This window comes from Rhizobium sp. LC145 (assembly GCF_001005825.1).
Lineage (GTDB): Bacteria > Pseudomonadota > Alphaproteobacteria > Rhizobiales > Rhizobiaceae > Neorhizobium.
Window position 1 is genome coordinate 622595 of record NZ_LBHV01000001.1, and the last position, 23008, is coordinate 645602.

31 protein-coding genes are annotated in these 23008 nt (G+C 59.9%); 1 reads left to right on the forward strand and 30 read right to left on the reverse strand.

Annotation, left to right across the window (positions count from 1 at the left end; translation table 11 throughout):
* Positions 1-64: 64 nt before the first annotated feature.
* The 29 genes from rpsK to rpsL all read right to left on the reverse strand — a co-directional run bounded on the left by rpsK (position 65) and on the right by rpsL (position 17713).
* Complete coding sequence (gene rpsK / locus YH62_RS03170) at positions 65-454, reverse strand: 30S ribosomal protein S11 (protein ID WP_007766864.1); 390 nt, start codon at positions 452-454, stop codon at positions 65-67.
* A 132-nt stretch (positions 455-586) separates the two neighbouring features.
* Positions 587-955 (reverse strand): 30S ribosomal protein S13, encoded by a 369-nt coding sequence (rpsM, locus tag YH62_RS03175; protein ID WP_046792675.1) that lies wholly within the window; start codon positions 953-955, stop codon positions 587-589.
* Positions 956-1189: 234 nt separating this feature from the next.
* On the reverse strand, positions 1190-1840 hold the full coding sequence (locus YH62_RS03180) for an adenylate kinase (protein ID WP_046792676.1): 651 nt from the start codon (positions 1838-1840) through the stop codon (positions 1190-1192).
* Positions 1837-3177, reverse strand: coding sequence for a preprotein translocase subunit SecY (secY, locus tag YH62_RS03185; protein WP_046792677.1), 1341 nt, complete (start codon positions 3175-3177; stop codon positions 1837-1839). Before secY ends, YH62_RS03180 begins: the two co-directional genes overlap by 4 nt.
* 237 nt (positions 3178-3414) lie before the next feature.
* A complete protein-coding gene (rplO, locus tag YH62_RS03190; RefSeq protein WP_046792678.1) occupies positions 3415-3894 on the reverse strand; it encodes a 50S ribosomal protein L15 in 480 nt (159 codons plus the stop codon).
* A 16-nt stretch (positions 3895-3910) separates the two neighbouring features.
* On the reverse strand, positions 3911-4117 hold the full coding sequence (gene rpmD / locus YH62_RS03195) for a 50S ribosomal protein L30 (protein WP_046792679.1): 207 nt from the start codon (positions 4115-4117) through the stop codon (positions 3911-3913).
* 12 nt (positions 4118-4129) lie between these two features.
* Positions 4130-4699, reverse strand: a complete 570-nt coding sequence (gene rpsE / locus YH62_RS03200) for a 30S ribosomal protein S5 (RefSeq protein ID WP_046792680.1) — start codon at positions 4697-4699, stop codon at positions 4130-4132.
* 145 nt (positions 4700-4844) lie between these two features.
* Positions 4845-5207, reverse strand: a complete 363-nt coding sequence (gene rplR / locus YH62_RS03205) for a 50S ribosomal protein L18 (RefSeq protein ID WP_046792681.1) — start codon at positions 5205-5207, stop codon at positions 4845-4847.
* Positions 5208-5219: 12 nt separating this feature from the next.
* Entirely contained in the window at positions 5220-5753 is a 534-nt protein-coding gene (gene rplF, locus YH62_RS03210) for a 50S ribosomal protein L6 (RefSeq protein ID WP_046792682.1), read from the reverse strand.
* Between the two features lie 43 nt (positions 5754-5796).
* The gene (gene rpsH / locus YH62_RS03215) at positions 5797-6195 is read right to left on the reverse strand and encodes a 30S ribosomal protein S8 (protein WP_046792683.1); all 399 of its coding nucleotides are present in this window, start codon (positions 6193-6195) and stop codon (positions 5797-5799) included.
* A gap of 12 nt (positions 6196-6207) precedes the next feature.
* Positions 6208-6513, reverse strand: coding sequence for a 30S ribosomal protein S14 (gene rpsN / locus YH62_RS03220; RefSeq protein ID WP_046792684.1), 306 nt, complete (start codon positions 6511-6513; stop codon positions 6208-6210).
* A gap of 33 nt (positions 6514-6546) precedes the next feature.
* Positions 6547-7104: a 50S ribosomal protein L5 gene (rplE, locus tag YH62_RS03225; protein ID WP_046792685.1), complete on the reverse strand. Its 558-nt coding sequence runs from the start codon at positions 7102-7104 to the stop codon at positions 6547-6549.
* The gene (rplX, locus tag YH62_RS03230; RefSeq protein ID WP_046792686.1) at positions 7097-7405 is read right to left on the reverse strand and encodes a 50S ribosomal protein L24; all 309 of its coding nucleotides are present in this window, start codon (positions 7403-7405) and stop codon (positions 7097-7099) included. The genes rplE and rplX overlap by 8 nt, the downstream gene beginning before the upstream one ends.
* Positions 7406-7418: 13 nt before the next feature.
* Positions 7419-7787, reverse strand: coding sequence for a 50S ribosomal protein L14 (gene rplN / locus YH62_RS03235; RefSeq protein WP_007770138.1), 369 nt, complete (start codon positions 7785-7787; stop codon positions 7419-7421).
* A gap of 233 nt (positions 7788-8020) precedes the next feature.
* Positions 8021-8257 (reverse strand): 30S ribosomal protein S17, encoded by a 237-nt coding sequence (gene rpsQ / locus YH62_RS03240; protein WP_046792687.1) that lies wholly within the window; start codon positions 8255-8257, stop codon positions 8021-8023.
* 12 nt (positions 8258-8269) lie between these two features.
* Positions 8270-8470 (reverse strand): 50S ribosomal protein L29, encoded by a 201-nt coding sequence (gene rpmC, locus YH62_RS03245; protein ID WP_046792688.1) that lies wholly within the window; start codon positions 8468-8470, stop codon positions 8270-8272.
* 12 nt (positions 8471-8482) lie between these two features.
* Positions 8483-8896 (reverse strand): 50S ribosomal protein L16, encoded by a 414-nt coding sequence (rplP, locus tag YH62_RS03250; RefSeq protein ID WP_046792689.1) that lies wholly within the window; start codon positions 8894-8896, stop codon positions 8483-8485.
* A gap of 38 nt (positions 8897-8934) precedes the next feature.
* Positions 8935-9657: a 30S ribosomal protein S3 gene (gene rpsC / locus YH62_RS03255; RefSeq protein WP_046792690.1), complete on the reverse strand. Its 723-nt coding sequence runs from the start codon at positions 9655-9657 to the stop codon at positions 8935-8937.
* The gene (gene rplV / locus YH62_RS03260; protein ID WP_037151099.1) at positions 9657-10046 is read right to left on the reverse strand and encodes a 50S ribosomal protein L22; all 390 of its coding nucleotides are present in this window, start codon (positions 10044-10046) and stop codon (positions 9657-9659) included. Before rplV ends, rpsC begins: the two co-directional genes overlap by 1 nt.
* Positions 10047-10048: 2 nt before the next feature.
* Positions 10049-10327 carry a 30S ribosomal protein S19 gene (rpsS, locus tag YH62_RS03265; protein ID WP_045230774.1) on the reverse strand — a complete coding sequence of 93 codons (279 nt, stop codon included), beginning with the start codon at positions 10325-10327 and terminating at the stop codon, positions 10049-10051.
* 15 nt (positions 10328-10342) lie between these two features.
* A complete protein-coding gene (gene rplB / locus YH62_RS03270; protein ID WP_046792691.1) occupies positions 10343-11179 on the reverse strand; it encodes a 50S ribosomal protein L2 in 837 nt (278 codons plus the stop codon).
* A gap of 11 nt (positions 11180-11190) precedes the next feature.
* Entirely contained in the window at positions 11191-11484 is a 294-nt protein-coding gene (locus YH62_RS03275) for a 50S ribosomal protein L23 (protein WP_046792692.1), read from the reverse strand.
* On the reverse strand, positions 11481-12101 hold the full coding sequence (rplD, locus tag YH62_RS03280; RefSeq protein ID WP_046792693.1) for a 50S ribosomal protein L4: 621 nt from the start codon (positions 12099-12101) through the stop codon (positions 11481-11483). Before rplD ends, YH62_RS03275 begins: the two co-directional genes overlap by 4 nt.
* Positions 12102-12114: 13 nt before the next feature.
* Positions 12115-12756, reverse strand: coding sequence for a 50S ribosomal protein L3 (gene rplC, locus YH62_RS03285; protein WP_046792694.1), 642 nt, complete (start codon positions 12754-12756; stop codon positions 12115-12117).
* Between the two features lie 37 nt (positions 12757-12793).
* The gene (gene rpsJ, locus YH62_RS03290; RefSeq protein WP_003547547.1) at positions 12794-13102 is read right to left on the reverse strand and encodes a 30S ribosomal protein S10; all 309 of its coding nucleotides are present in this window, start codon (positions 13100-13102) and stop codon (positions 12794-12796) included.
* 309 nt (positions 13103-13411) lie between these two features.
* Complete coding sequence (gene tuf, locus YH62_RS03295) at positions 13412-14587, reverse strand: elongation factor Tu (RefSeq protein ID WP_046792695.1); 1176 nt, start codon at positions 14585-14587, stop codon at positions 13412-13414.
* Between the two features lie 63 nt (positions 14588-14650).
* The gene (gene fusA / locus YH62_RS03300; protein WP_046792696.1) at positions 14651-16750 is read right to left on the reverse strand and encodes an elongation factor G; all 2100 of its coding nucleotides are present in this window, start codon (positions 16748-16750) and stop codon (positions 14651-14653) included.
* Positions 16751-16783: 33 nt separating this feature from the next.
* A complete protein-coding gene (rpsG, locus tag YH62_RS03305) occupies positions 16784-17254 on the reverse strand; it encodes a 30S ribosomal protein S7 (RefSeq protein WP_046792697.1) in 471 nt (156 codons plus the stop codon).
* Positions 17255-17341: 87 nt separating this feature from the next.
* Positions 17342-17713, reverse strand: a complete 372-nt coding sequence (gene rpsL, locus YH62_RS03310; protein ID WP_003507760.1) for a 30S ribosomal protein S12 — start codon at positions 17711-17713, stop codon at positions 17342-17344.
* A 492-nt stretch (positions 17714-18205) separates the two neighbouring features.
* On the opposite strand from rpsL, the gene YH62_RS03315 reads away from it, so the two are divergent.
* Entirely contained in the window at positions 18206-18502 is a 297-nt protein-coding gene (locus YH62_RS03315; protein WP_046792698.1) for a hypothetical protein, read from the forward strand.
* 163 nt (positions 18503-18665) lie between these two features.
* On the opposite strand, the gene rpoC is transcribed toward YH62_RS03315, so the two are convergent.
* Positions 18666-22874 (reverse strand): DNA-directed RNA polymerase subunit beta', encoded by a 4209-nt coding sequence (gene rpoC, locus YH62_RS03320; RefSeq protein ID WP_046792699.1) that lies wholly within the window; start codon positions 22872-22874, stop codon positions 18666-18668.
* Between the last annotated feature and the right edge of the window lie 134 nt (positions 22875-23008).

The following is a 23008-nucleotide window of genomic DNA, read 5'->3' on the forward strand; positions in this document are numbered from 1 at the left end:
TAAAGCGGCTATTCCCGAGTTCAATGCAGGACCGCCCGAAGGCGGTCCAAGCGTAATACGACGATCAGACGCGACGCTTCTTGCGCGGACGGCAACCGTTGTGCGGGATCGGGGTCACGTCGCGGATCGAGGTGATCATGAAGCCCGCGGCCTGGAGAGCGCGAAGCGCCGATTCACGGCCGGAGCCCGGACCGCAAACCTCGACTTCAAGCGACTTCATGCCATGCTCCTGAGCCTTCTTGGCGCAGTCTTCGGCAGCGATCTGAGCAGCGAACGGGGTCGACTTGCGCGAACCCTTGAAGCCCTTGGCACCAGCGGACGACCAGGCAATCGCATTGCCCTGCGCGTCGGTGATGGTGATCATCGTGTTGTTGAAGGTCGAATTGACGTGGGCAACGCCCGACGTGATATTCTTGCGTTCGCGGCGGCGAACGCGGGTGGCTTCCTTGGCCATATTATCCCTTTCGTTGATCTCTGCACCGCCGTAATTCCAGCGGCTCCACCTTGGAAAAGCGAATAGCGAATAGTTGGTAGCGAATAGAACAAAAACCTATTCGCTATTGGCTAATTCCTATTCGCTCCCAAATTACTTCTTCTTACCAGCGATCGCCTTTGCCGGGCCCTTGCGGGTGCGGGCATTGGTGTGCGTGCGCTGACCGCGAACCGGAAGGCCACGGCGATGACGCAGGCCGCGGTAGCAGCCGAGGTCCATCAGGCGCTTGATGTTCATCGCGGTCTCGCGACGAAGATCGCCTTCGACCTGATAGTCGCGGTCGATGGTTTCACGGATCTGAAGGACTTCGGAATCCGTCAACTGATGGACGCGCTTGTCGGCCGGCAAGCCAACCTTGTCCATGATTTCCTGCGCAAATTTCGAGCCGATCCCGTGAATGTAGGTCAGCGCGATAACAACGCGCTTCGCAGTCGGGATATTGACGCCAGCGATACGTGCCACGTCTGTTCTCCTTTTCCAGTTGCCATCCGGCAAGTGGTGCTTCTTCCATGACAGCGGCCTGAAAGGCCACCAGTTCAACTTCATCCGGAACAAGTCAAAACGACCAGCTCCGGATGTCCTTTCGGGAAATCCGCGCCGATCGCTTAAAGCTGTCGCGAGTTGGCGCGTCTTTAACGGAATCAGCGCCGAAAAGCAACTGCTCCGCCCAAGATTCTTTAACAAGTCCAAGCCGGCTCAGAGGCCGGCAAGGATTTTCTCGATGTCCGCCGTGACCGTGTCGATCTCGGCCATGCCGTCAACGACCTTCAGCTTGCCCTTGGCATAGTAGTAACCGATCAGCGGCGAGGTCTCCTTGTAGTAGACCTCCAGGCGTTTGGTCATCGTCTCGGCATTGTCGTCGGGCCGGCGCTTGAAATGGGTCGAACCACACTTGTCGCAGACGCCTTCGCTCGCCGGCTTCTTGTCGGTGTCGTGATAGACCGTTCCGCACTGGGCGCAGGAATAACGACCGGACACACGGCGGATAAGCTCCTTGTCATCCACGCGCAGCTCGACGACGACGGAAAGATCGAGCCCCTTGGACTTCAGCATTTCCTCGGTGGCGTCTGCCTGCACCAGGGTGCGCGGGAAGCCATCGAGAATGAAGCCGTTGGCGGCGTCCGGCTGATCGATACGTTCGGAAACGATCGCATTGACGATTTCATCGGAGACGAGCCTGCCCGCGTCCATAACGGCCTTGGCACGTTTGCCGACTTCCGTCTCGGCAGCTACAGCCGCACGCAGCATGTCGCCGGTGGAAAGCTGCGGAATTCCGTGCTTCTCCACGATCCGCTGGGCCTGGGTCCCCTTACCCGCGCCCGGCGGCCCCAAAAGAATCAATCTCATCGTCCCCTCTTTCCTCCGCGCAATTTCGACTTCTTGATCAGCCCCTCATATTGCTGCGCAATCAAGTGGCCCTGAATCTGAGCGACCGTATCGAGCGTTACACTGACGACGATCAAAAGCGAAGTACCACCAAGGGCTAACGGAACGCCCGTGCGAGCCACCAGGATTTCCGGCAGGATGCAGACGAACACGAGATAGATGGCGCCGACGACCGTGATGCGGGTCAGCACGTAGTCGATGTACTCGGCCGTCCGCTCACCCGGACGGATGCCCGGAATGAAGCCGCCGTGCTTCTTCAGGTTGTCGGCGGTGTCCTTCGGATTGAAGACGATCGCCGTGTAGAAGAATGCGAAGAAGGCGATCAGCAGGCCATAGAGCAGCATGAACAGCGGCTGGCCGTGGCCGAGCGCCGAAATGATCGTCGTCGCCCAGTTCGGGAGCTGGCTGTTACCGGCGAAGCCCGCTGCCGTCGCCGGCAGAAGCAGGAGCGACGAGGCGAAGATCGCCGGGATGACGCCCGAGGTATTGAGCTTCAGCGGCAGGTGCGAGGTATCGCCCTGGAACATGCGATTGCCAACCTGGCGCTTCGGATACTGGATCAACAGGCGGCGCTGCGCACGCTCGACGAACACGATCAAGGCGATGACGCCGATCGCAACGACGATGACGGTCAGAATAAGTGCCGTCGAAAGAGCGCCGGTGCGGCCGAGCTCGAGCGTTCCGGCAAGAGCCGACGGAAGGCCGGCCGCGATGCCCGCGAAGATGATCAGCGAAATACCGTTGCCGATGCCGCGCGAGGTGATCTGCTCACCGAGCCACATCAGGAACATGGTGCCGCCGAGCAGCGTCACGACCGTGGAAATACGGAAGAACCAGCCCGGATCCATCACGATCCCCTGCCCGCTCTCAAGGCCGACCGCAATGCCATAGGCCTGCAGCGTGCCGAGCAGCACGGTTCCGTAACGGGTGTACTGGTTGATGATCTTGCGACCCTGCTCGCCTTCCTTCTTCAAGGCTTCGAGCGAGGGGACGACCGAGGTCATCAGCTGCACGATGATCGACGCGGAGATATAGGGCATGATGCCGAGCGCGAAGATCGCCATGCGCTCGACCGCGCCGCCCGCGAACATGTTGAAGAGACCGAGGATGCCGCTCGCCTGGCCACGGAAGGCCTGCGCATAAGCCTCAGGGTTCAGCCCCGGAAGCGGAATATGCGTACCAAGGCGATAAACGAGGAGTGCTGCGAGCGTGAACCACAGTCGCTTCTTGAGGTCCTCCGCCTTGGCGAAGGTCGAAAAATTCAGATTGGAGGCAAGTTGTTCCGCTGCAGAAGCCATGCAATTCTCCGCCTGACCAATTCTCCGGCGGTGGACAAGTGCCGGGTCCGGAAAGCAGTCTCAAAAATTCAGTTTCAGAAAACCGGGCGGGGAGATTGCGGGCGCAATCGGCTGCCTCACCCTGTTTTCAGTATGATCCCGGACAGGCGACCGGCTAGATCGCCCCAGGATCGTGAGGCTCACATATGGAGATAAAATTGCCCGGTGTGAAGCTCACTCCGGGCAATTTCAAACGATTTATTCAGCAGCGGCTTCCACTGCGAGGAGCAGCTTAACGGAACCGCCAGCCTTTTCGATCTTCTCGACGGCAGCCTTGGAAGCACCAGCGACTTCGATCGTGACCTTCGCCTTGAGCTCGCCATCGGAAAGGACGCGAACACCGTCCTTCTCGCGACGGATCACGCCGGCAGCCTTGAGGGCGGCGGCATCGATCGTTGCCTTCGGGTCCAGCTTCTTGGCGTCGATAGCCGTCTGGATGCGGCCGAGCGACACGGTGACGAAGTCGGAAGCGAAGATGTTGTTGAAGCCGCGCTTCGGCAGGCGGCGATAGATCGGCATCTGGCCGCCTTCGAAGCCGTTGATCGACACGCCGGAGCGAGCCTTCTGGCCCTTCACGCCGCGACCACCGGTCTTGCCCTTGCCGGAACCGATACCGCGACCTACGCGGATACGATCCTTGGTGGCGCCTTCGTTGTCCTTGATCTCATTCAGTTTCATGGTCAATTCCTCCGTCTCACTTCTCGTCGACGACGCGAACGAGATGCTGGACAGCCCGGATCATGCCACGAACGGAAGGAGTGTCTTCCAGCGTACGGGTCCGGTGCATCTTGTTGAGGCCGAGACCGATCAGCGTCTGACGCTGGACGGCAGGGCGGCGGATGGGGCTACCGATCTGCTGGACGGTAACCGTCTTCTTTGCGGCTTCTGCTTTCTTAGCCATGATCCGCTCTCCTTATTCTTCCGAGGTCACACCGGAAGAAGCACGGCGAGCCTGGAGCGTTGCATACTTGATGCCGCGCTGTGCCGCGATGTCCTTCGGATGAACCTGGTGCTTCAGGGCGTCGAACGTGGCGCGAACCATGTTGTAGGGGTTCGACGAACCGGTCGACTTGGCGACGACGTCATGAACGCCGAGCGTCTCGAATACGGCGCGCATCGGACCGCCGGCGATGATACCGGTACCAGCCTTGGCCGAGCGCAGCAGAACCTTGCCGGCGCCGTGACGGCCATTGACGTCATGATGCAGCGTACGACCGTCGCGCAGCGGTACGAAGATCAGGTCGCGCTTTGCAGCTTCGGTAGCCTTGCGGATGGCTTCCGGCACTTCGCGTGCCTTGCCATGGCCGAAGCCGACGCGGCCCTTCTGGTCGCCGACGACGACGAGAGCTGCGAAACCGAAGCGACGGCCGCCCTTGACGACCTTTGCGACGCGGTTGATCGCGACCAGCTTGTCGACGAATTCGCTATCGCGCTCTTCACGGGCCTGGCGATCTTCGCGCTGACCCCTTCTTTCCTGTGCCATTGTCCTTTTCCTTTTTTCTTTTCCGGGTGCAATCGGCAGATTACCCATTGAAGCAACTCGGGCACGAAACCCGAGGACGCTCCTCATTTGCGGCGAACCGCAATTCGCCCGGCCTCCCCTATCAGGAAAGGCCGGGCGAAATTCCTTAGAAGCTCAGGCCGCCTTCGCGGGCAGCTTCGGCAAGCGCCTTGACGCGGCCGTGATAGAGGAAGGCGCCGCGATCGAACACGACTTCCTTCACGCCGGCCTTGGCGGCACGCTCGGCGACGAGCTTGCCGACGGCTGCGGCAGCAGCAACGTCAGCGCCGGTCTTCAGCGACTTGCGCAGATCACCCTCGAGCGTGGAAGCGGCTGCGAGCGTGCGGCCGGCCACGTCATCGATGACCTGGACATAGATGTTCTTCGACGAGCGATGAACCGACAGGCGCGGGCGGCCATTGGCGACCGCCTTGATCTGGCGACGCACTCGGCTCGCGCGCTTGGCAAGTACTTGTTTCCTGCTAGCCATTTCGCGTGATCCTTACTTCTTCTTGCCTTCCTTGCGGACGATCCGTTCCTCGGCGTACTTGACGCCTTTGCCCTTATAGGGCTCCGGACCGCGGTATTCGCGGATTTCCGCGGCTACCTGACCGACCTGCTGCTTATTGATGCCGGTGACGACGATTTCCGTCGGCTTCGGCACGGCAATGGTGATGCCCTGCGGCGGTTCATAGACCACGTCGTGGCTGAAGCCGAGCGCGAGCTGCAGGTTCTTGCCCTGCATCGAGGCACGGTAACCAACGCCGTTGATCTCGAGCTTGCGCTCGAAACCGTCCTTAACACCCTTGAAGATGTTCTCGACCATCGTGCGGGACATGCCCCACTTCGAGCGAGCATCCTTGGTATCGTTGATCGGAGTCACCGATACCGCATTGTCCTTGAGTTCAAGCTTGACTTCGTCATTCGCGACGAAGAACAGCTCGCCCTTCGGGCCCTTGGCAGTCACTTTCTGGCCGTCGATAGCAGCCGTAACACCTGCAGGAACCTGAACGGGCTTTTTACCGATACGAGACATGTTTCAATCCTGTCTGTTCGCTATGGAGAACCCCTGCCCTGTCTTAGAAGACCGAGCAGAGAACCTCGCCACCTACGTTCTGTTCGCGAGCCTGGTGATCGGCCATCACGCCCTTCGGAGTCGAAAGGATGGTGATGCCGAGGCCGTTCGCGACCTGCGGAATGGACTTTACCGAGACATAGACCCGGCGGCCCGGCTTGGACACGCGGCCGATCTCACGGATCACCGACGCGCCTTCGTAGTACTTCAGCTCGATTTCAAGCTCGGACTTGCCGTTGCCGTAATCGACCTGGGAATAACCGCGGATGTAGCCTTCCGCCTGCAGAACGTCGAGGACGCGAGCACGCAGCCGGGAAGCCGGCGTGGACACGGTCGACTTGCGGCGGGAAGCACCGTTGCGGATGCGGGGGAGCATATCACCCAAGGGATCAGTCATGGTCATCTAACGATCTCCTTACCAGCTCGACTTGACGACGCCCGGCACCTTGCCGAGGTTGCCCAGCTCGCGAAGCGCGATACGCGACATCTTGAGCTTGCGATAGAAAGCGCGCGGGCGACCGGTGACTTCGCAACGGTTGCGGATGCGCGTCTTCGAGCCATCGCGCGGCAGCGAAGCGAGCTTCAGGGTTGCCTTGAACCGGTCTTCGATCGGAAGTTCCTGGTTCATGATGGTCGCCTTCAGGGCAGCGCGCTTGGCGGCCTGGACGGCGACGGTCTTGCGGCGGCGCTTGTTCTTTTCAACTGCGCTGGTTTTCGCCATATCGGAGTTCCTTCTTAACGCTCGTCGTTACGGTTACTGACGGAACGGGAAGTTGAACTCTGTCAGAAGAGCCCGTGCTTCGTCGTCGTTGGTAGCCGTCGTGCAAACGATGATGTCCATGCCCCACATCTGATCAACCTTGTCGTAGTTGATCTCAGGGAACACAATGTGCTCCTTGATGCCCATGGCGAAGTTGCCACGGCCGTCAAAGCTCTTGGGGTTCAGGCCGCGGAAGTCGCGAACGCGCGGCAGCGCGATGTTGACCAGGCGATCCAGGAATTCATACATGCGGGCGCCACGGAGAGTAACCTTCGCGCCGATCGGCATGTTCTCGCGCAGCTTGAAGCCGGCGATCGAATTGCGTGCCTTGGTGACGACCGGCTTCTGGCCGGCGATCGCCGCAAGATCCGCAGCAGCAACGGTGGGCTTCTTCGAGTCAGCCGTAGCTTCACCGACACCCATGTTGATCACGACCTTGTCGAGCTTCGGGATCTGCATCTCGTTCGCGTAGGCGAACTTTTCCTTCATCGCGCCGCGAATACGGGAAACATATTCCTTCTTGAGCCGCGGCTCATACTTTGCCTCAGCCATCGATTACATCTCCCGTACGCTTGGCAACACGCACCTTCTTGCCGTCAACGACGGAGAAACCAACGCGGGTCGGCTTCCCGTCCTTCGCGACGATCGCGATGTTGGACAGGTGAATGGATGCTTCCTTGTTGATGATGCCAGCCTCAGCGGTCTGTGTCTGACGCTGATGACGCTTCACCATGTTGATACCGCGCACCAAGGCGCGATCTTCCTTCGGCAGGACCTGGAGAACTTCGCCAGTGCGGCCCTTGTCCTTGCCAGTCAATACGACGACGTTGTCGCCCTTGCGGATCTTTTGCATCTTTCCCGCTCCCTTAGAGTACTTCCGGAGCCAGCGAGATGATCTTCATATGGTTCTTTGCGCGCAGTTCGCGCGGAACCGGTCCGAAGATACGGGTGCCGATCGGCTCTTTCTTGTTGTCGATGAGGACCGCTGCGTTGTTATCGAAGCGGATGACGCTGCCGTCCGGACGACGGATGTCCTTGGCGGTGCGCACAACAACCGCCTTCATCACGTCACCCTTCTTCACGCGGCCGCGCGGGATGGCTTCCTTGATCGATACGACGATGATGTCGCCGATCGAAGCGTACTTGCGCTTGGAGCCGCCCAGCACCTTGATGCACATGACACGACGTGCGCCGGAATTGTCCGCCACGTCGAGGTTTGTTTGCATCTGAATCATGTCAGGTCGCCTTTTTCTAATGACCGGAACGACCGGGCGCGAAAACGCCCCGATCCGGCTTTTGGACAGAATTTCGATGTGCGCGGGATGGGTCTTGCCAAGGTGGTTTCCCGGATGGGACCTTCCCTGCGCTCAAAGCAAAAGACGCTCGTTGCCGAGCGTCCTGCGCCAATGGCGTGCTTCATACAGGATTCTGCGCCAGACGCAAGGGCCTGACGCAGAAACCTGGGCAATTAAGCCTGGGCGGCAATAACCGTCCAGCGCTTGTCCTTGGAGATCGGCGCGCATTCCTCGATGGAAACCACGTCGCCAACCTTGTATTGGTTGTTCTCGTCATGCGCCTTGTACTTCTTGGAACGGCGGACCGTCTTCTGAAGCAGCGGATGCGCGAATCGGCGCTCTACCCGGACAACAACGGTCTTCTCGTTCTTGTCGGAAACAACTACGCCCTGCAGAATGCGTTTCGGCATATTATTCTTCCTTTAAGCCTTGGCTTCTGCCGCCTTCTGGCGGGCAATGGTTTTCACGCGGGCGATGTCCTTGCGGACTTCGTTGATGCGCGAGGACTTCTCGAGCTGACCGGTGGCCTTCTGGAAGCGCAGGTTGAACTGCTCCTTCTTGAGCTCGGCGAGCTTGTCCTTGAGCTGGTCGGCCGTGAGGCCGCGTACGTCTTCGGCTTTCATCGTGCCTTCTCCTTACTCTGCGATGCGCTGTACGAAGCGCGTCTTGACCGAGAGCTTGGCAGAACCGAGGCGAAGAGCCTCGCGAGCGATTTCTTCCGAAACGCCGTCGATCTCGAACATCATACGACCGGGCTTGACCTTGCATGCCCAGTATTCAACCGAACCCTTACCCTTACCCATACGGACTTCGGTGGGCTTGGCGGTGACAGGAACGTCAGGGAACACGCGGATCCAGACACGGCCCGCGCGCTTCATGTAACGGGTGATCGCGCGGCGAGCCGCTTCGATCTCGCGTGCATTGACGCGGTTCGGTTCCTGAGCCTTCAGGCCGAATTCACCAAAGGCAAGGTCGAAACCGCCCTTGGCAACGCCCTTGATGCGGCCCTTGAACTGCTTGCGGTACTTGGTACGCTTTGGCTGCAACATTTTCTTACTTCTCCGAGCTTATCTTTCGCCAGCGCTTATCAAGCGTTTTCGCGGCGACGATCGCCACGTTCGCGGCTTGCCGGGCCCTGCGCATCGCCTTCCAGCGCGCGCCGCTCGGAAGCCATCGGATCATGCTCAAGGATTTCGCCCTTGAAGATCCAGACCTTGATGCCGCAGATACCGAAAGCGGTTTCGGCTTCTGCCGTACCGTAGTCGATGTCGGCGCGCAGCGTATGAAGCGGAACGCGGCCTTCACGATACCATTCGGTACGAGCGATTTCTGCACCGCCGAGACGGCCGGCGCAGGTGATCTTGATGCCTTCGGCGCCGAGACGCATGGCCGACTGAACGGCACGCTTCATCGCACGGCGGAAAGCCACGCGGCGCTCGAGCTGCTGGGCGATCGACTGGGCGACCAGAGTCGCGTCGATTTCCGGCTTGCGCACTTCGACGATGTTGAGGTGCGTTTCAGACGACGTCATTTCGGAAAGCTTCTTGCGGAGCTTTTCGATGTCGGCGCCCTTCTTGCCGATGATGAGGCCCGGACGGGCCGAGTGGATCGTGACGCGGCACTTCTTGTGCGGACGCTCGATAACCACCTTGGAGATGCCGGCCTGCTTCAGCTCCTGCATCAGATAGGCGCGGATCTTCAGGTCCTCATGGAGGAGCTGACCGTATTCCGCGTTATCGGCGAACCAGCGGCTGTCCCAGGTACGATTGATGCCGAGGCGAAAGCCGATCGGATTGATTTTCTGGCCCATTATGCGGCCTCCCCTTTTTCCTCGACTTCGCGAACGACGATCGTCAGGTGAGCGAAGGGCTTCTCGATGCGCGAAGCGCGGCCGCGGCCGCGGGCATGGAAGCGCTTCATCACGATCGACTTGCCGACATAGGCTTCGGAAACGATCAGCGAATCGACGTCGAGGTCATGGTTGTTCTCGGCATTGGCGATTGCAGACTCGAGGGTCTTCTTCACCGTGCCGGCGATACGCTTGCGGGAGAACTCGAGCTCCGCAAGCGCGCGATCGACCTTCTTGCCGCGGATCATGGCGGCAACAAGGTTCAGCTTCTGAGGGCTGACGCGAAGCGTACGGGCGACTGCCTGTGCTTCGTTGTCCTTCAGCCGGCGTTCGGTCTTAGCCTTCGCCATGGTTACTTCCTCTTCGCCTTCTTGTCCGCACCGTGACCGTAATAGGTCCGGGTCGGAGAGAATTCACCGAACTTGTGACCGACCATGTCTTCATTGACGCTGACCGGCACATGCTTGCTGCCATTGTAGACGCCGAACGTGAGCCCGACGAACTGCGGAAGGATCGTGGAGCGACGGCTCCAGATCTTGATTACTTCATTGCGTCCGCCTTCGCGCACCTTCTCAGCCTTCGTGAGAAGATAGCCGTCAACAAACGGACCTTTCCATACTGAACGAGCCATTGTGTGACTTTCCTCTTACTTCTTGCGCTGATGGCGCGAACGCATGATGAACTTGTCGGTCGACTTGTTCGAACGCGTGCGCTTGCCCTTGGTCGGCTTGCCCCACGGGGTCACCGGATGGCGGCCACCGGAGGTGCGGCCTTCACCACCGCCGTGCGGATGGTCGACCGGGTTCATGACGACGCCGCGGTTATGCGGACGCTTGCCGCGCCAAACGGTGCGACCAGCCTTGCCGTCGTTGATGTTGCCGTGGTCCGGGTTGGAAACCGCACCGACCGTGGCCAGGCAGGAGCCAGGAACGAGGCGCTGCTCGCCGGAGTTCAGGCGAAGGATCGCCATGCCGGCGTCGCGGCCGACGAGCTGGACATAGGTGCCGGCCGAACGAGCGATCTGGCCACCCTTGCCCGGCTTCATTTCCACATTGTGGACGATGGAGCCGACCGGGATGTACTGAAGCGGCATGGTATTGCCGGGCTTCACGTCGACGGCCTTCTCGGAAGCGATGACCTTGTCGCCGGCAGCAAGGCGCTGCGGAGCGAGGATGTAGGCCTGTTCGCCGTCCGTGTAGGTGACGAGCGCGATGAACGCCGTACGGTTCGGGTCGTATTCCAGACGCTCGACCGTGCCTTCGACGTCGAACTTGCGACGCTTGAAGTCCACGAGACGGTAGGTGCGCTTGTGACCGCCACCGATGAAGCGAGCGGTGATGCGGCCGTTGTTGTTGCGGCCGCCGCTCTTGGTGAGACCTTCCGTCAGCGTCTTGACCGGCTTGCCCTTCCAGAGGCCCGAACGGTCGACGATGACCAGCTGGCGCTGGCTCGGGGTCGTCGGATTGTAGCTTTTCAATGCCATTGTATCTTACCTCAGAGACCGGTGGAGACGTCGATCGTCTGACCTTCGGCCAGGGTGACGACAGCCTTCTTGACGTCCTTCTGCTTGCCGATGAAGCCGCGGAAGCGCTTCACCTTGCCCTTGCGGACCAGCGTATTGACGGCAGTGACCTTCACACCGAAGAGCGCTTCTACGGCAGCCTTGATTTCAGGCTTGGAAGCAGTCTTGGCAACGTTGAAGACAACCTGGTTCTGTTCGGATACCAGCGTCGACTTTTCGGTGATCGAAGGAGATACGATCACATCATAGTGGCGAAGATCGGTCACTTGAAACGCTCCTCTAGAGCTTCAACTGCGGCCTTCGACAGGACGAGCTTGCCGCGACGCAGGATGTCGTAAACGTTGATGCCCTGAACCGGCAGAACGTCCACGTTCGGGATGTTCTGAGCGGCGAGCTTGAAGTTGTTATCGAGCTCAGCACCGCCGATGAACAGGACGTTGGTGAGGCCGAGCGTCTCGAACGAACCAGCGAGAGCCTTGGTCTTTGCTTCCGCAGCAACCAGGTTGTCGATGACGATCAGTTCTTCAGCCTTCAGCTTTGCCGAGAGGGCGTGACGCAGAGCAAGCGCACGAACCTTCTTGGGAAGGTCGTGCTCGTGGCTGCGGACGACCGGGCCATGAGCCTTGCCGCCGCCGCGGAACTGCGGAGCGCGAGCCGAATGGTGACGAGCGCGGCCCGTACCCTTCTGCTTGTACATCTTGGCACCGGTGCGGGAAACTTCCGCACGGCCCTTCGTCTTGTGAGTGCCCTGCTGCTTCTTGGCGAGCTGCCAACGAACCATGCGGGCGAGAATGTCTTCACGAGGATCGAGGCCGAAAATCTCATCCGACAGGGAGACCTTGCCGGCGTCTTTTCCCTCGAGGGTCTTGACGTTAAATTCCATTTGCTTGGCTCCCTTACTTCGCGGCCGACTTGACGGCATCGCGAACGACGATCCAGGCGCCCTTGGAGCCGGGGACGGCACCCTTGACGAGGATCAGGCCACGGTTCTCGTCGGTGGAGACGACTTCCAGGTTCTGGGTGGTGACACGCGTCTGGCCCATGTGACCAGCCATGCGCTTGCCCTTCCAGACGCGGCCCGGATCCTGGTTGGAACCGGTCGAACCATGCGAACGGTGCGAAACGGACACACCGTGCGTGGCGCGCAGACCACCGAAGTTGTGGCGCTTCATGGCGCCGGCAAAACCCTTACCGATCGTGGTGCCGGTAACGTCCACCAACTGGCCAGCCTGGAAATGGCCCGCCGTCAGCTCGGTGCCGACATCGATCATGTTGTCTTCAGAAACGCGAAACTCTACGAGCTTCGCCTTCGGCTCGACGTTGGCGACGGCAAAGTTGCCGCGCATCGCCTTGGAGGTGTTCTTCACCTTCGCCGTGCCCGCACCGAGCTGAACAGCGGTATAGCCGTTCTTCTCGACGGTGCGGTGCGCGACGACCTGGCAGCTTTCCAGCCGCAATACGGTTACCGGGATATGCTCGCCAGCGTCGTTGTAGACGCGGGTCATTCCCACCTTCTGTGCAATTACACCCGAACGCATCGGTTCAATCCTTCTCACTCCGCTCGAGGCGCAAACCTCAGAGCTTGATCTCAACATCAACACCGGCGGCGAGATCGAGCTTCATCAGCGCGTCTACCGTCTGCGGGGTCGGGTCAACGATATCGAGAAGGCGCTTATGCGTGCGCATCTCGAACTGCTCGCGGCTCTTCTTGTCGATGTGGGGGGACCGGTTAACCGTAAACTTCTCGATTCGGGTCGGAAGCGGAACGGGGCCCCGGACGCTAGCACCGGTGCGCTTCGCCGTCGACACGATCTCGCGCGTGGAAGCATCGAGAATCCGGTGATCGAACGCCTTCAGGCGAATGCGGATATTTTGGCCGTTCATTCGACGTTATCCTTGTTTTCTGTCACCCGCATGCCAAACGATACGGCAGGGGTTGTTCGTTTACCTAAGGCGGACCACCGGTTTCAAAGATCGAAGGGACACCGAATCCGGCACCCCTTCCATTCTTCGGGCCATATGACCCACCTTAAATTGTTGGGCAGTCGCCTGTTTCGTACATACGAAGCAGGCGCAAATTACGCTCGCGCGCCATTTGCTACATTTTTGTGTCATAAGCAAGCCGCCTCGGGCCGCTTGCTTAAAGTTTTTCGGACGAAGCCGGCATCCCAAGATGCCGGCTTCGTCTTTGAATTACTCGACGATGGAGGCGACGATGCCTGCGCCGACGGTACGGCCGCCTTCGCGGATCGCGAAGCGCAGCTTCTCTTCCATGGCGATCGGAACGATCAGCTCGACGTCAACCGTCACGTTGTCGCCCGGCATCACCATTTCCGTGCCTTCCGGAAGCGTCACGATGCCCGTCACGTCCGTCGTACGGAAGTAGAACTGCGGACGGTAGTTCGTGAAGAACGGCGTATGACGGCCGCCCTCTTCCTTCGTCAGGATGTAGGCTTCTGCCTTGAACTTCTTGTGCGGCTTGACCGAACCCGGCTTGCACAGGATCTGGCCACGCTCGACGCCGTTGCGGTCCACACCGCGAACCAGTGCGCCGATGTTGTCGCCGGCCTGGCCCTGGTCGAGCAGCTTGCGGAACATTTCAACGCCGGTCACCGTCGTCTTCGAGGTCGGACGGATGCCGACGATCTCGACTTCTTCACCAACCTTGACGATGCCGCGCTCGACGCGGCCGGTCACCACCGTGCCGCGGCCCGAGATCGAGAACACGTCTTCGATCGGCATCAGGAACGGCTGGTCGATCGGACGCTCAGGCGTCGGGATGTAGGCGTCGACCGCTGCCATCAGCTCGCGGATCGCGTCTTCGCCGATCTTCTTGTCCGAATCTTCCAGAGCGGCAAGCGCCGAGCCCTTGATGACCGGAATGTCGTCGCCCGGGAAGTCGTAGGACGACAGAAGTTCGCGAACTTCAAGCTCGACGAGCTCGAGAAGCTCGGCGTCGTCGACCTGGTCGACCTTGTTCAGGAACACGACGATCGCCGGAACGCCGACCTGACGGGCCAGCAGGATGTGCTCGCGCGTCTGCGGCATCGGGCCGTCGGCAGCCGAGCATACCAGGATCGCGCCGTCCATCTGCGCCGCACCGGTGATCATGTTCTTCACATAGTCGGCGTGGCCGGGGCAGTCGACGTGCGCATAGTGACGGTTCGGCGTCTCGTACTCGACGTGCGCCGTCGAAATCGTGATCCCGCGCGCCTTCTCTTCCGGAGCCGCATCGATCTGGTCGTAAGCCTTGAACTCACCGAAATACTTGGTGATGGCCGCCGTCAGGGACGTCTTGCCATGGTCAACGTGACCAATCGTGCCAATGTTGACGTGAGGCTTCGTGCGCTCAAACTTGCTCTTTGCCATTGCGGCTCTCCGTTCTTGTCCCTTGACGGGAAAATTCTCTACTTTTTCAGCGGGTTACTCCGGTCACTTCTGACCGGAGTACTTTGCCTGGATTTCCGTTGCCACGTTCGACGGGACCGGTGCGTAATGGTCGAAGACCATCGAATACTGAGCACGGCCCTGCGACATGGAGCGCAGGTTATCGACATACTTGAACATGTTGGCCAGCGGCACATGAGCGTTGATCACGACGGCGATGCCGCGCGATTCCTGGCCCTGGATCTGACCACGGCGGGAGTTCAGGTCGCCGATCACGTCACCGACGTAATCCTCCGGCGTCACGACCTCGACCTTCATCATCGGCTCGAGGAGCTGAGCGCCAGCCTTCTTCGCAGCTTCACGGAAGCAAGCGCGAGAAGCGATTTCGAAGGCGAGAACCGAGGAGTCCACGTCGTGGAAGGCACCGTCGACGAGGGTCGCCTTGACGCCCAGCATCGGGAAGCCGGCGAGCGGGCCCGAAGACAGAACGCTTTCGATACCCTTCTGCACGCCCGGGATGTACTCCTTCGGAACGGCACCACCGACGATCTTGGATTCGAAGACGAAATCTTCGCCATCTGGGTTCGGTTCGAAGACGATCTTGACGCGCGCGAACTGGCCGGTACCACCGGACTGCTTCTTGTGCGTGTAGTCTTCTTCGTGCTGACGCGTGATCGTTTCACGGTAAGCAACCTGCGGCGCACCGACGCTCGCTTCAACCTTGAACTCGCGACGCATGCGGTCGACGATGATGTCCAGGTGAAGTTCGCCCATGCCGGCAATGATGGTCTGGCCGGATTCCTGGTCGGTCTTGACGCGGAAGGACGGATCTTCTGCTGCCAGGCGGTTGAGCGCGAGGCCCATCTTTTCCTGGTCGCCCTTGGACTTCGGCTCGATCGCGATCTGGATGACCGGCTCGGGGAATTCCATGCGCTCGAGGATAACCGGCTTCAGCGGATCGCAGAGCGTGTCGCCCGTCGTGGTTTCCTTCAGGCCTGCGAGAGCAACGATGTCGCCTGCGAAGGCTTCTTCGATGTCTTCACGGGAGTTGGAGTGCATCTGCAGCATGCGGCCGACGCGCTCGCGCTTGTCCTTGACCGTGTTGAGAACCGACGAACCCTTTTCGAGCTTGCCGGAATAGATGCGTGCGAAGGTCAGCGAACCGACGAAGGGGTCGTTCATGATCTTGAAGGCCAGCATGGACAGCGGCTCGCTGTCGTCGGCATGGCGCTCGATCTCGGCTTCGGTCTTGAAGTCGATGCCCTTGATCGCCGGAATGTCGAGCGGCGACGGCAGGTAGTCGACAACCGCGTCGAGAAGCGGCTGAACGCCCTTGTTCTTGAATGCGGTACCGCAGAACATCGGGTGGAACTTGACGTCAATCGTGCCGCGACGGACGAGCGCGCGGATCTGATCGTTGTCCGGCATCGTGCCTTCGAGGTAGGCTTCCATCGCGGCTTCGTCGATCTCGACAACGGTCTCGATCAGCTTTTCGCGATATTCTTCAGCCTTGGCCTTCATGTCTTCCGGGATCTCGACGACGTCCCACTGGGCGCCGAGCGATTCGTCGCGCCAGACGAGAGCATTCATCTCGATCAGATCGACAACGCCCTTGAACTCGGTTTCTGCGCCGATCGGCAGCTGCATGACAACGGCGGTCGCACCGAGGCGGGTCTTGATCATCTCGACGGAGCGGTAGAAGTCCGCACCGGTCTTGTCCATCTTGTTGCAGAAGATCATGCGCGGAACATGATACTTCTCGGCCTGACGCCAGACGGTTTCCGTCTGCGGCTCTACGCCGGCGTTGGCGTCGAGCAGCGCGATGGCGCCGTCGAGAACGCGCAGCGAACGCTCCACTTCGATGGTGAAATCGACGTGGCCGGGGGTGTCGATGATGTTGAAGCGGCGGGTCTTGCCGTCACGGCCCTTCCAGTAGGTCGTGGTCGCAGCAGACGTGATCGTGATGCCACGCTCCTGCTCCTGCTCCATCCAGTCCATCGTGGCCGCGCCATCATGGACTTCGCCGATCTTGTGCGACTTGCCGGTGTAATAAAGGATACGCTCGGTGGTCGTCGTCTTGCCGGCGTCAATATGCGCCATGATACCGAAGTTACGGTAGTCTTCGATTTTATATTCGCGAGCCATAGGACTGCCTTTCGAAATTCGATCGGATGACGATTACCAACGGTAATGCGAGAACGCGCGGTTGGCGTCCGCCATCTTATGCGTGTCTTCACGCTTCTTGACGGCGCTGCCACGGTTGTTGGCAGCATCCAGAAGCTCACCCGAGAGACGATCCACCATGGTGGTCTCGTTACGCTTGCGGGCGGCAGCGATCAACCAGCGGATGGCGAGAGCCTGACGGCGCTCCGGGCGAACATCCACCGGGACCTGGTAGGTTGCACCACCAACGCGGCGCGAACGCACTTCAACGTGCGGAGCGACATTCTCAAGCGCCTGATGGAAGACCGTGAGAGGCTCCTGCTTCGACCGACCGTGAACGGAATCGAAAGCACCATAAACGATGCTTTCAGCCACGGACTTCTTGCCGTGAAGCATGATCGCATTCATGAACTTGGTGACGATCAGATCGCCGAACTTCGGGTCCGGGTTGATCTCACGCTTTTCTGCACGATGGCGTCTGGACATACTACTTCTCGTCTCTTGAACTGTTAAGGCGCCTTATCACGCGGAGAACCTCGCGCAGCGCCGTGTAAAAAACCTCGGACCGAAGGATTACTTCGGACGCTTCGCACCGTACTTGGAGCGACGCTGCTTACGGTTCTTGACACCCTGGGTATCGAGAACGCCGCGGATGATGTGGTAGCGAACACCCGGCAAGTCCTTGACGCGGCCGCCACGGATCATCACTACGGAGTGTTCCTGAAGGTTATGGCCTTCACCCGGAATGTAGCCGATGACTTCGAAGCCGTTGGTCAGGCGGATCTTGGCGACCTTACGCAGAGCCGAGTTCGGCTTCTTCGGGGTCGTGGTGTAGACGCGGGTGCAAACGCCGCGCTTCTGCGGGTTTTCCTGCAGAGCAGGTACCTTATTGCGCTTTACCTGTGCCTGGCGCGGCTTGCGGATCAGCTGGTTTACGGTAGGCATATAACCATCCCTTGCAAATTTCGTCTCAAACCCTTTTCGGGCCAATCTGATGCCGTTTCCGGCGGCGGCACACACATCCCCTCATGCGCAAAACGTGGCCCGACCCGGTTTTCCGGATGGACCACCCAAGGCAGAGGACGCATTCCTCATGCGTCATGCGTGCAGCATTCGTGTCGTCAACGTGCGTGTTTCGAACCGTGTCTGAGGTTTACTCAAGGAACGACTCGTTCCAAACGGGCAAGCCTCACATCGCTTCCGATGCGGGGCGTTTACTGTTTTCACCCCTTCTCGTCAAGCTAAAAAGCAAAAATTAATAGATGCAAGCCCGGCAGAATAGGCCCGGAGCGCCTTGCCGGATGAAATCTCGACGATTTCATCCTCCCCCCGGCAGATAGTGTTTGGGAATCGGTATGGCCGGCGTTAAGGAAATCCGAGAACCTTCCGGCCGGTTCGGCGTTCAACGTCTTTCCGGCAATCGATACGGAGAACATGATGATCGGCAACCCCGACAACGACAATAACCTCGAAGGGCCGATGGTGTTCATCATTATCGGCAAGGCCTATGAAATCAAGGGCGGCGAAGGCATCGACCTGCATATCCTGTTGAGCGCCGCCGATGACGATTCCGCCGTGCGCGAAGCCTTGAACGCCCTTTCCGAAGAGGGGTTCACCGAAGCCGAGCTCGACCAGATCGGCATATTGACCGATATCCCCACGGAGGAGCCGCATGCCTCCGCCTATCAGGGCGCGCTCGAAGGCGAGGTCGCGATCATCCGCTTCGACTCGTAAAGGCGCCCATCGCGACCGAAATCCCTGAACGGGGATGTGCGGTAGTGACGGTTCTGCATTCCTCACAGTCGAGCCCATAATGCAAAAGCCCGGATCGAAACGATCCGGGCTTTTTTCGTTGACTGATCCGGCGATTGCAGGGGACGCATCCCCTGCCCTCACCTTACTCGGCCGGCGTATTTTCGCCGGCCATGTCCTGCAGCATCGGCGTTGCAGCCGAAGCTCCGGTGCCCTTCTTGCGCTCCTCGAGGATGAGTTCGTCCCGCGAAGTGGCGATGCGGCGGATCTGGGTCATGGTGCCGCCGGTACCGGCCGGGATGAGACGACCGACGATGACGTTCTCCTTGAGCCCCTGCAGAGTGTCCATCTTGCCGGCGATCGCAGCTTCCGTGAGGACCTTGGTGGTCTCCTGGAAGGATGCGGCCGAGATGAAGGACGGCGTCTGCAGCGATGCCTTGGTGATGCCGAGCAGGACCGGATCGCCGTAAGCGGGCTTCTTGCCCTCTTCCGCGAGCCGTTCGTTGGCTTCGTCCAGTTCGATACGATCGACATTGTCGCCGACGATGTACTGGCTGTCACCACTGTCGGTGATCTCGACCTTCTGCAGCATCTGACGGACGATGACCTCGATGTGCTTGTCGTTGATGACAACGCCCTGCAGTCGATAGACTTCCTGGATCTCGTTGACGAGGTAGGAAGCCAGAGCCTCCACGCCCTTGATTGCCAGAATGTCGTGCGGCGCCGGGTTGCCGTCGAGGATGTAGTCGCCCTTCTCGATGTAGTCGCCGTCCTGAAGATGGAAGGGCTTGCCCTTCGGAATCAGGTACTCGACCGGCTCCACACCGTCTTCAGCCGGCTCGATCATGACGCGACGCTTGTTCTTGTAGTCGCGGCCGAGCCGGATCGTGCCATCGATCTCTGCGATGATGGCGTGATCCTTCGGACGACGAGCTTCGAAGAGTTCGGCGACGCGCGGCAGACCACCGGTGATGTCCTTGGTCTTGGCGCTTTCCATCGGCACGCGAGCGAGAACGTCACCCTGAGATACCTTCTGGCCGGGCTCGACCGAGAGGATGGCGTCGACCGACAGCATGAAGCGGGCATCACCACCACGGGTGAGCTTCATGATGTTGCCGGAGGCATCCTTGATGACGATCGCCGGCTTGAGGTCGGTACCACGCGGCGTCGAACGCCAGTCGATGACCTGACGCTTGGTGATGCCGGTGGATTCGTCCGTCGATTCCGAAACCGAGATGGAGTCCACCACGTCCTCGAACTGAACGGTACCTGCGACTTCCGTCATCATCGGGCGGGTATAGGGATCCCACTCGGCGAGACGCTGACCGCGCTTGACCTTGTCACCATCGTCCACAAAGATCTTCGAACCGTAAGCAACGCGCTGCGAGGAGCGCTCGACACCGCGTTCGTCGAGAATGGTGACTGCCATGTTGCGGCCCATCGCGACGAGATTGCCTTCGGAGTTCCGCAGCATGTTGCGGTTCTTGATCTGCACCGTGCCCTCATACGAGGCTTCCAGGAAGGACTGGTCGACCACGGTCGCCGTGCCACCCAAGTGGAAGGTACGCATGGTGAGCTGGGTGCCCGGCTCGCCGATCGACTGAGCAGCGATGACACCGACGGCTTCGCCCATGTTGACGGGCGTTCCGCGTGCCAGATCTCGACCGTAGCAGACCGAGCAGACGCCCGTCTGGACTTCGCAGGTCAGCGCCGAACGAATGCGGATCGACTGGATGCCAGCCTTCTCGATTTCGATGACATCCGGCTCGAGGATCATCTTGCCGGCGTCGACGATGCGCTCACCCGAAACCGGATGATCGATGTTGTCGAGAGCCGTACGACCCAGGATACGGGCGCCAAGCGAGGCCACGACCTGGCCGGCGTCAACGATGGCGGTCATGGTGAGACCGTTCTCGGTGCCGCAATCGACCATGTTGACGATGCAGTCCTGAGCGACGTCGACAAGACGGCGGGTCAGGTAACCGGAGTTTGCCGTCTTCAAGGCGGTGTCTGCCAGACCCTTACGGGCGCCGTGCGTCGAGTTGAAGTACTCGTTCACGGTCAGGCCTTCCTTGAAATTCGAGATGATCGGCGTTTCGATGATCTCGCCCGACGGCTTGGCCATGAGGCCGCGCATGCCGCCAAGCTGGCGCATCTGGTTCGGAGAACCGCGGGCGCCCGAGTGGGACATCATGTAGATCGCGTTCATCGGCTTCTGGCGACCGGTCTCGGCGTCGAACTCGACGGCCTTGATGCGGGCCATCATGTCTTCGGCGACCTTTTCGGTAGCCTTGCCCCAGGCGTCGACGACCTTGTTGTACTTCTCGCCCTGAGTGATCAGGCCGTCGTTGTACTGCTGCTCGTATTCCTTCACCAGGGCTTCGGTATCACCGACGATCTTCTCCTTGGTATCCGGAATGATCATGTCGTCCTTGCCGAACGAAATGCCGGCGCGGCAAGCATGGGTGAAGCCGAGCTGCATGATGCGGTCGCAGAAGATCACCGTGTCCTTCTGGCCGCAATGGCGGTAAACCGCGTCGATCATCTTGGAGATGTTCTTCTTGGTCATTTCCTGGTTGCAGATGTCGAAAGGCACGTTCGGGTTCTTCGGCAGAAGCTCGCCGATGATCATGCGGCCGGGCGTAGTCTCATAGATCTTCGAAACCGGCTTTCCGTCGGCATCGACGGTCTTGTAGCGGCCCTTGATCTTGGCGTGCAGCGTCACGACCTTGTTTTCCAGAGCGTGGTGCAGTTCGCCCATGTCGGAGAAGGCCATGCCTTCGCCCGGCTCGTTCTGGTTCAAGATCGAGAGGTAGTAGAGGCCGAGAACCATGTCCTGCGACGGCACGATGATCGGGGCACCGTTTGCCGGATGCAGGATGTTGTTCGTCGACATCATCAGCACGCGGGCTTCGAGCTGAGCTTCGAGCGACAGCGGCACGTGGACGGCCATCTGGTCGCCGTCGAAATCGGCGTTGAAGGCCGTGCAGACGAGCGGGTGCAGCTGGATAGCCTTGCCTTCGACCAGGATCGGTTCGAAGGCCTGGATGCCCAGGCGGTGCAGCGTCGGAGCGCGGTTCAGGAGAACCGGATGCTCGCGGATGACCTCGTCCAGGATATCCCAGACTTCCGGCTTTTCCTTCTCGACCAGCTTCTTGGCCTGCTTGACGGTGGAGGAGTAACCCTTGGCGTCAAGGCGGGCATAGATGAACGGCTTGAAGAGCTCGAGCGCCATCTTCTTCGGAAGACCGCACTGGTGCAGCTTCAGTTCCGGACCGGTCACGATGACCGAGCGGCCGGAATAGTCGACGCGCTTGCCGAGCAGGTTCTGACGGAACCGGCCCTGCTTGCCCTTCAGCATGTCGGAAAGCGACTTCAGCGGGCGCTTGTTGGCACCCGTGATGACGCGGCCGCGGCGGCCGTTATCGAACAGCGCATCGACAGATTCCTGCAGCATGCGCTTTTCGTTGCGGATGATGATGCCCGGCGCGCGCAGCTCGATGAGCCGCTTCAGACGGTTGTTACGGTTGATGACGCGACGATAGAGATCGTTGAGGTCAGACGTCGCGAAACGGCCGCCGTCCAGCGGAACCAGCGGACGCAAGTCCGGCGGGATCACCGGGATGACCTTCATGATCATCCATTCCGGGCGGTTGCCGGATTCGATGAAGTTCTCGACGATCTTCAGCCGCTTCATCAGCTTCTTCTGCTTGAGATCCGACGTGGTGTCGGCAAGCTCGGAGCGAAGGTCCCCGGCGATCTTCTCGAGATTCATCGAGGCGAGCATCTCGTAGATGGCCTCGGCTCCGATCATCGCGGTGAACTGATCCTCGCCGAACTCGTCGACGGCGATCATGTATTCTTCTTCGGAAAGAAGCTGGTTTTCCTTAAGCGACGTGAGGCCCGGCTCGGTGACGATATAGTTCTCGAAATAGAGAACGCGCTCGACATCCTTGAGCGTCATGTCGAGAAGCGTCGCGATGCGGGACGGAAGCGACTTCAAGAACCAGATATGGGCGACGGGAGCGGCGAGCTCGATATGGCCCATGCGCTCACGGCGAACGCGCGACAGGGTGACTTCCACGCCGCACTTTTCGCAGATGATGCCCTTGTACTTCATGCGCTTGTACTTGCCGCACAAGCACTCGTAGTCCTTGATCGGTCCGAAGATGCGCGCGCAGAAGAGACCGTCGCGTTCCGGCTTGAACGTGCGGTAATTGATGGTCTCCGGCTTTTTGATTTCGCCGTAGGACCAGGAGAGAATCTTCTCGGGCGACGCGATCGAGATACGGATCGAATCGAAATGCTGCGCAGGCACCTGCGGGTTGAAAAGATTCATGACCTCTTGGTTCATGCCTATCTCCTTTAGGGGCGGAAGCCCTCGGCTTGCGATCGGTACGGTCCAATTTCCCGGGACGAACCATCCGACGCTTTAAAACAGTCTTAGCCGCGAAATGCGGCGAAACTTTCCCGATCCTGCCGGCGGGA

Bases quoted from the DNA above. Each gene is read 5' to 3' on its own strand.
- rplD (WP_046792693.1), bottom strand. From the start codon at position 12,101: ATGGAATTTAACGTCAAGACCCTCGAGGGAAAAGACGCCGGCAAGGTC.
- tuf (WP_046792695.1), bottom strand. From the start codon at position 14,587: ATGGCAAAGAGCAAGTTTGAGCGCACGAAGCCTCACGTCAACATTGGC.
- YH62_RS03315 (WP_046792698.1), top strand. From the start codon at position 18,206: ATGATCGGCAACCCCGACAACGACAATAACCTCGAAGGGCCGATGGTG.
- secY (WP_046792677.1), bottom strand. From the start codon at position 3,177: ATGGCTTCTGCAGCGGAACAACTTGCCTCCAATCTGAATTTTTCGACC.
- rplP (WP_046792689.1), bottom strand. From the start codon at position 8,896: ATGTTGCAGCCAAAGCGTACCAAGTACCGCAAGCAGTTCAAGGGCCGC.
- rplC (WP_046792694.1), bottom strand. From the start codon at position 12,756: ATGCGTTCGGGTGTAATTGCACAGAAGGTGGGAATGACCCGCGTCTAC.
- rpsL (WP_003507760.1), bottom strand. From the start codon at position 17,713: ATGCCTACCGTAAACCAGCTGATCCGCAAGCCGCGCCAGGCACAGGTA.
- rpsK (WP_007766864.1), bottom strand. From the start codon at position 454: ATGGCCAAGGAAGCCACCCGCGTTCGCCGCCGCGAACGCAAGAATATC.
- fusA (WP_046792696.1), bottom strand. From the start codon at position 16,750: ATGGCTCGCGAATATAAAATCGAAGACTACCGTAACTTCGGTATCATG.
- rplN (WP_007770138.1), bottom strand. From the start codon at position 7,787: ATGATTCAGATGCAAACAAACCTCGACGTGGCGGACAATTCCGGCGCA.
- rpmD (WP_046792679.1), bottom strand. From the start codon at position 4,117: ATGGCTAAGAAAGCAGAAGCCGCAAAGAAGACGGTTACCGTCCAGCAG.
- rplF (WP_046792682.1), bottom strand. From the start codon at position 5,753: ATGTCTCGTATCGGTAAAAAGCCCGTTCAGGTTCCTGCAGGTGTTACG.
- rplR (WP_046792681.1), bottom strand. From the start codon at position 5,207: ATGGCTAGCAGGAAACAAGTACTTGCCAAGCGCGCGAGCCGAGTGCGT.
- rplV (WP_037151099.1), bottom strand. From the start codon at position 10,046: ATGGCGAAGGCTAAGACCGAACGCCGGCTGAAGGACAACGAAGCACAG.
- rpoC (WP_046792699.1), bottom strand. From the start codon at position 22,874: ATGAACCAAGAGGTCATGAATCTTTTCAACCCGCAGGTGCCTGCGCAG.
- rpsH (WP_046792683.1), bottom strand. From the start codon at position 6,195: ATGACCATGACTGATCCCTTGGGTGATATGCTCCCCCGCATCCGCAAC.
- rpsC (WP_046792690.1), bottom strand. From the start codon at position 9,657: ATGGGCCAGAAAATCAATCCGATCGGCTTTCGCCTCGGCATCAATCGT.
- rplE (WP_046792685.1), bottom strand. From the start codon at position 7,104: ATGGCTGAGGCAAAGTATGAGCCGCGGCTCAAGAAGGAATATGTTTCC.
- rpsJ (WP_003547547.1), bottom strand. From the start codon at position 13,102: ATGAACGGCCAAAATATCCGCATTCGCCTGAAGGCGTTCGATCACCGG.
- YH62_RS03180 (WP_046792676.1), bottom strand. From the start codon at position 1,840: ATGAGATTGATTCTTTTGGGGCCGCCGGGCGCGGGTAAGGGGACCCAG.
- rplO (WP_046792678.1), bottom strand. From the start codon at position 3,894: ATGAAACTGAATGAGATCAAGGACAACGAAGGCGCCACCAAGGATCGT.
- rpsQ (WP_046792687.1), bottom strand. From the start codon at position 8,257: ATGCCGAAACGCATTCTGCAGGGCGTAGTTGTTTCCGACAAGAACGAG.
- rplB (WP_046792691.1), bottom strand. From the start codon at position 11,179: ATGGCATTGAAAAGCTACAATCCGACGACCCCGAGCCAGCGCCAGCTG.
- rpsS (WP_045230774.1), bottom strand. From the start codon at position 10,327: ATGGCTCGTTCAGTATGGAAAGGTCCGTTTGTTGACGGCTATCTTCTC.
- rplX (WP_046792686.1), bottom strand. From the start codon at position 7,405: ATGCAAAAGATCCGCAAGGGCGACAACGTCGTCGTATTGACTGGCAAG.
- rpsE (WP_046792680.1), bottom strand. From the start codon at position 4,699: ATGGCACAGGAAAGAAGGGGTCAGCGCGAAGATCGCCAGGCCCGTGAA.
- rpsG (WP_046792697.1), bottom strand. From the start codon at position 17,254: ATGTCCAGACGCCATCGTGCAGAAAAGCGTGAGATCAACCCGGACCCG.
- rpsN (WP_046792684.1), bottom strand. From the start codon at position 6,513: ATGGCGAAAACCAGCGCAGTTGAAAAGAACAAGCGCCGCCGCAAGACC.
- rpmC (WP_046792688.1), bottom strand. From the start codon at position 8,470: ATGAAAGCCGAAGACGTACGCGGCCTCACGGCCGACCAGCTCAAGGAC.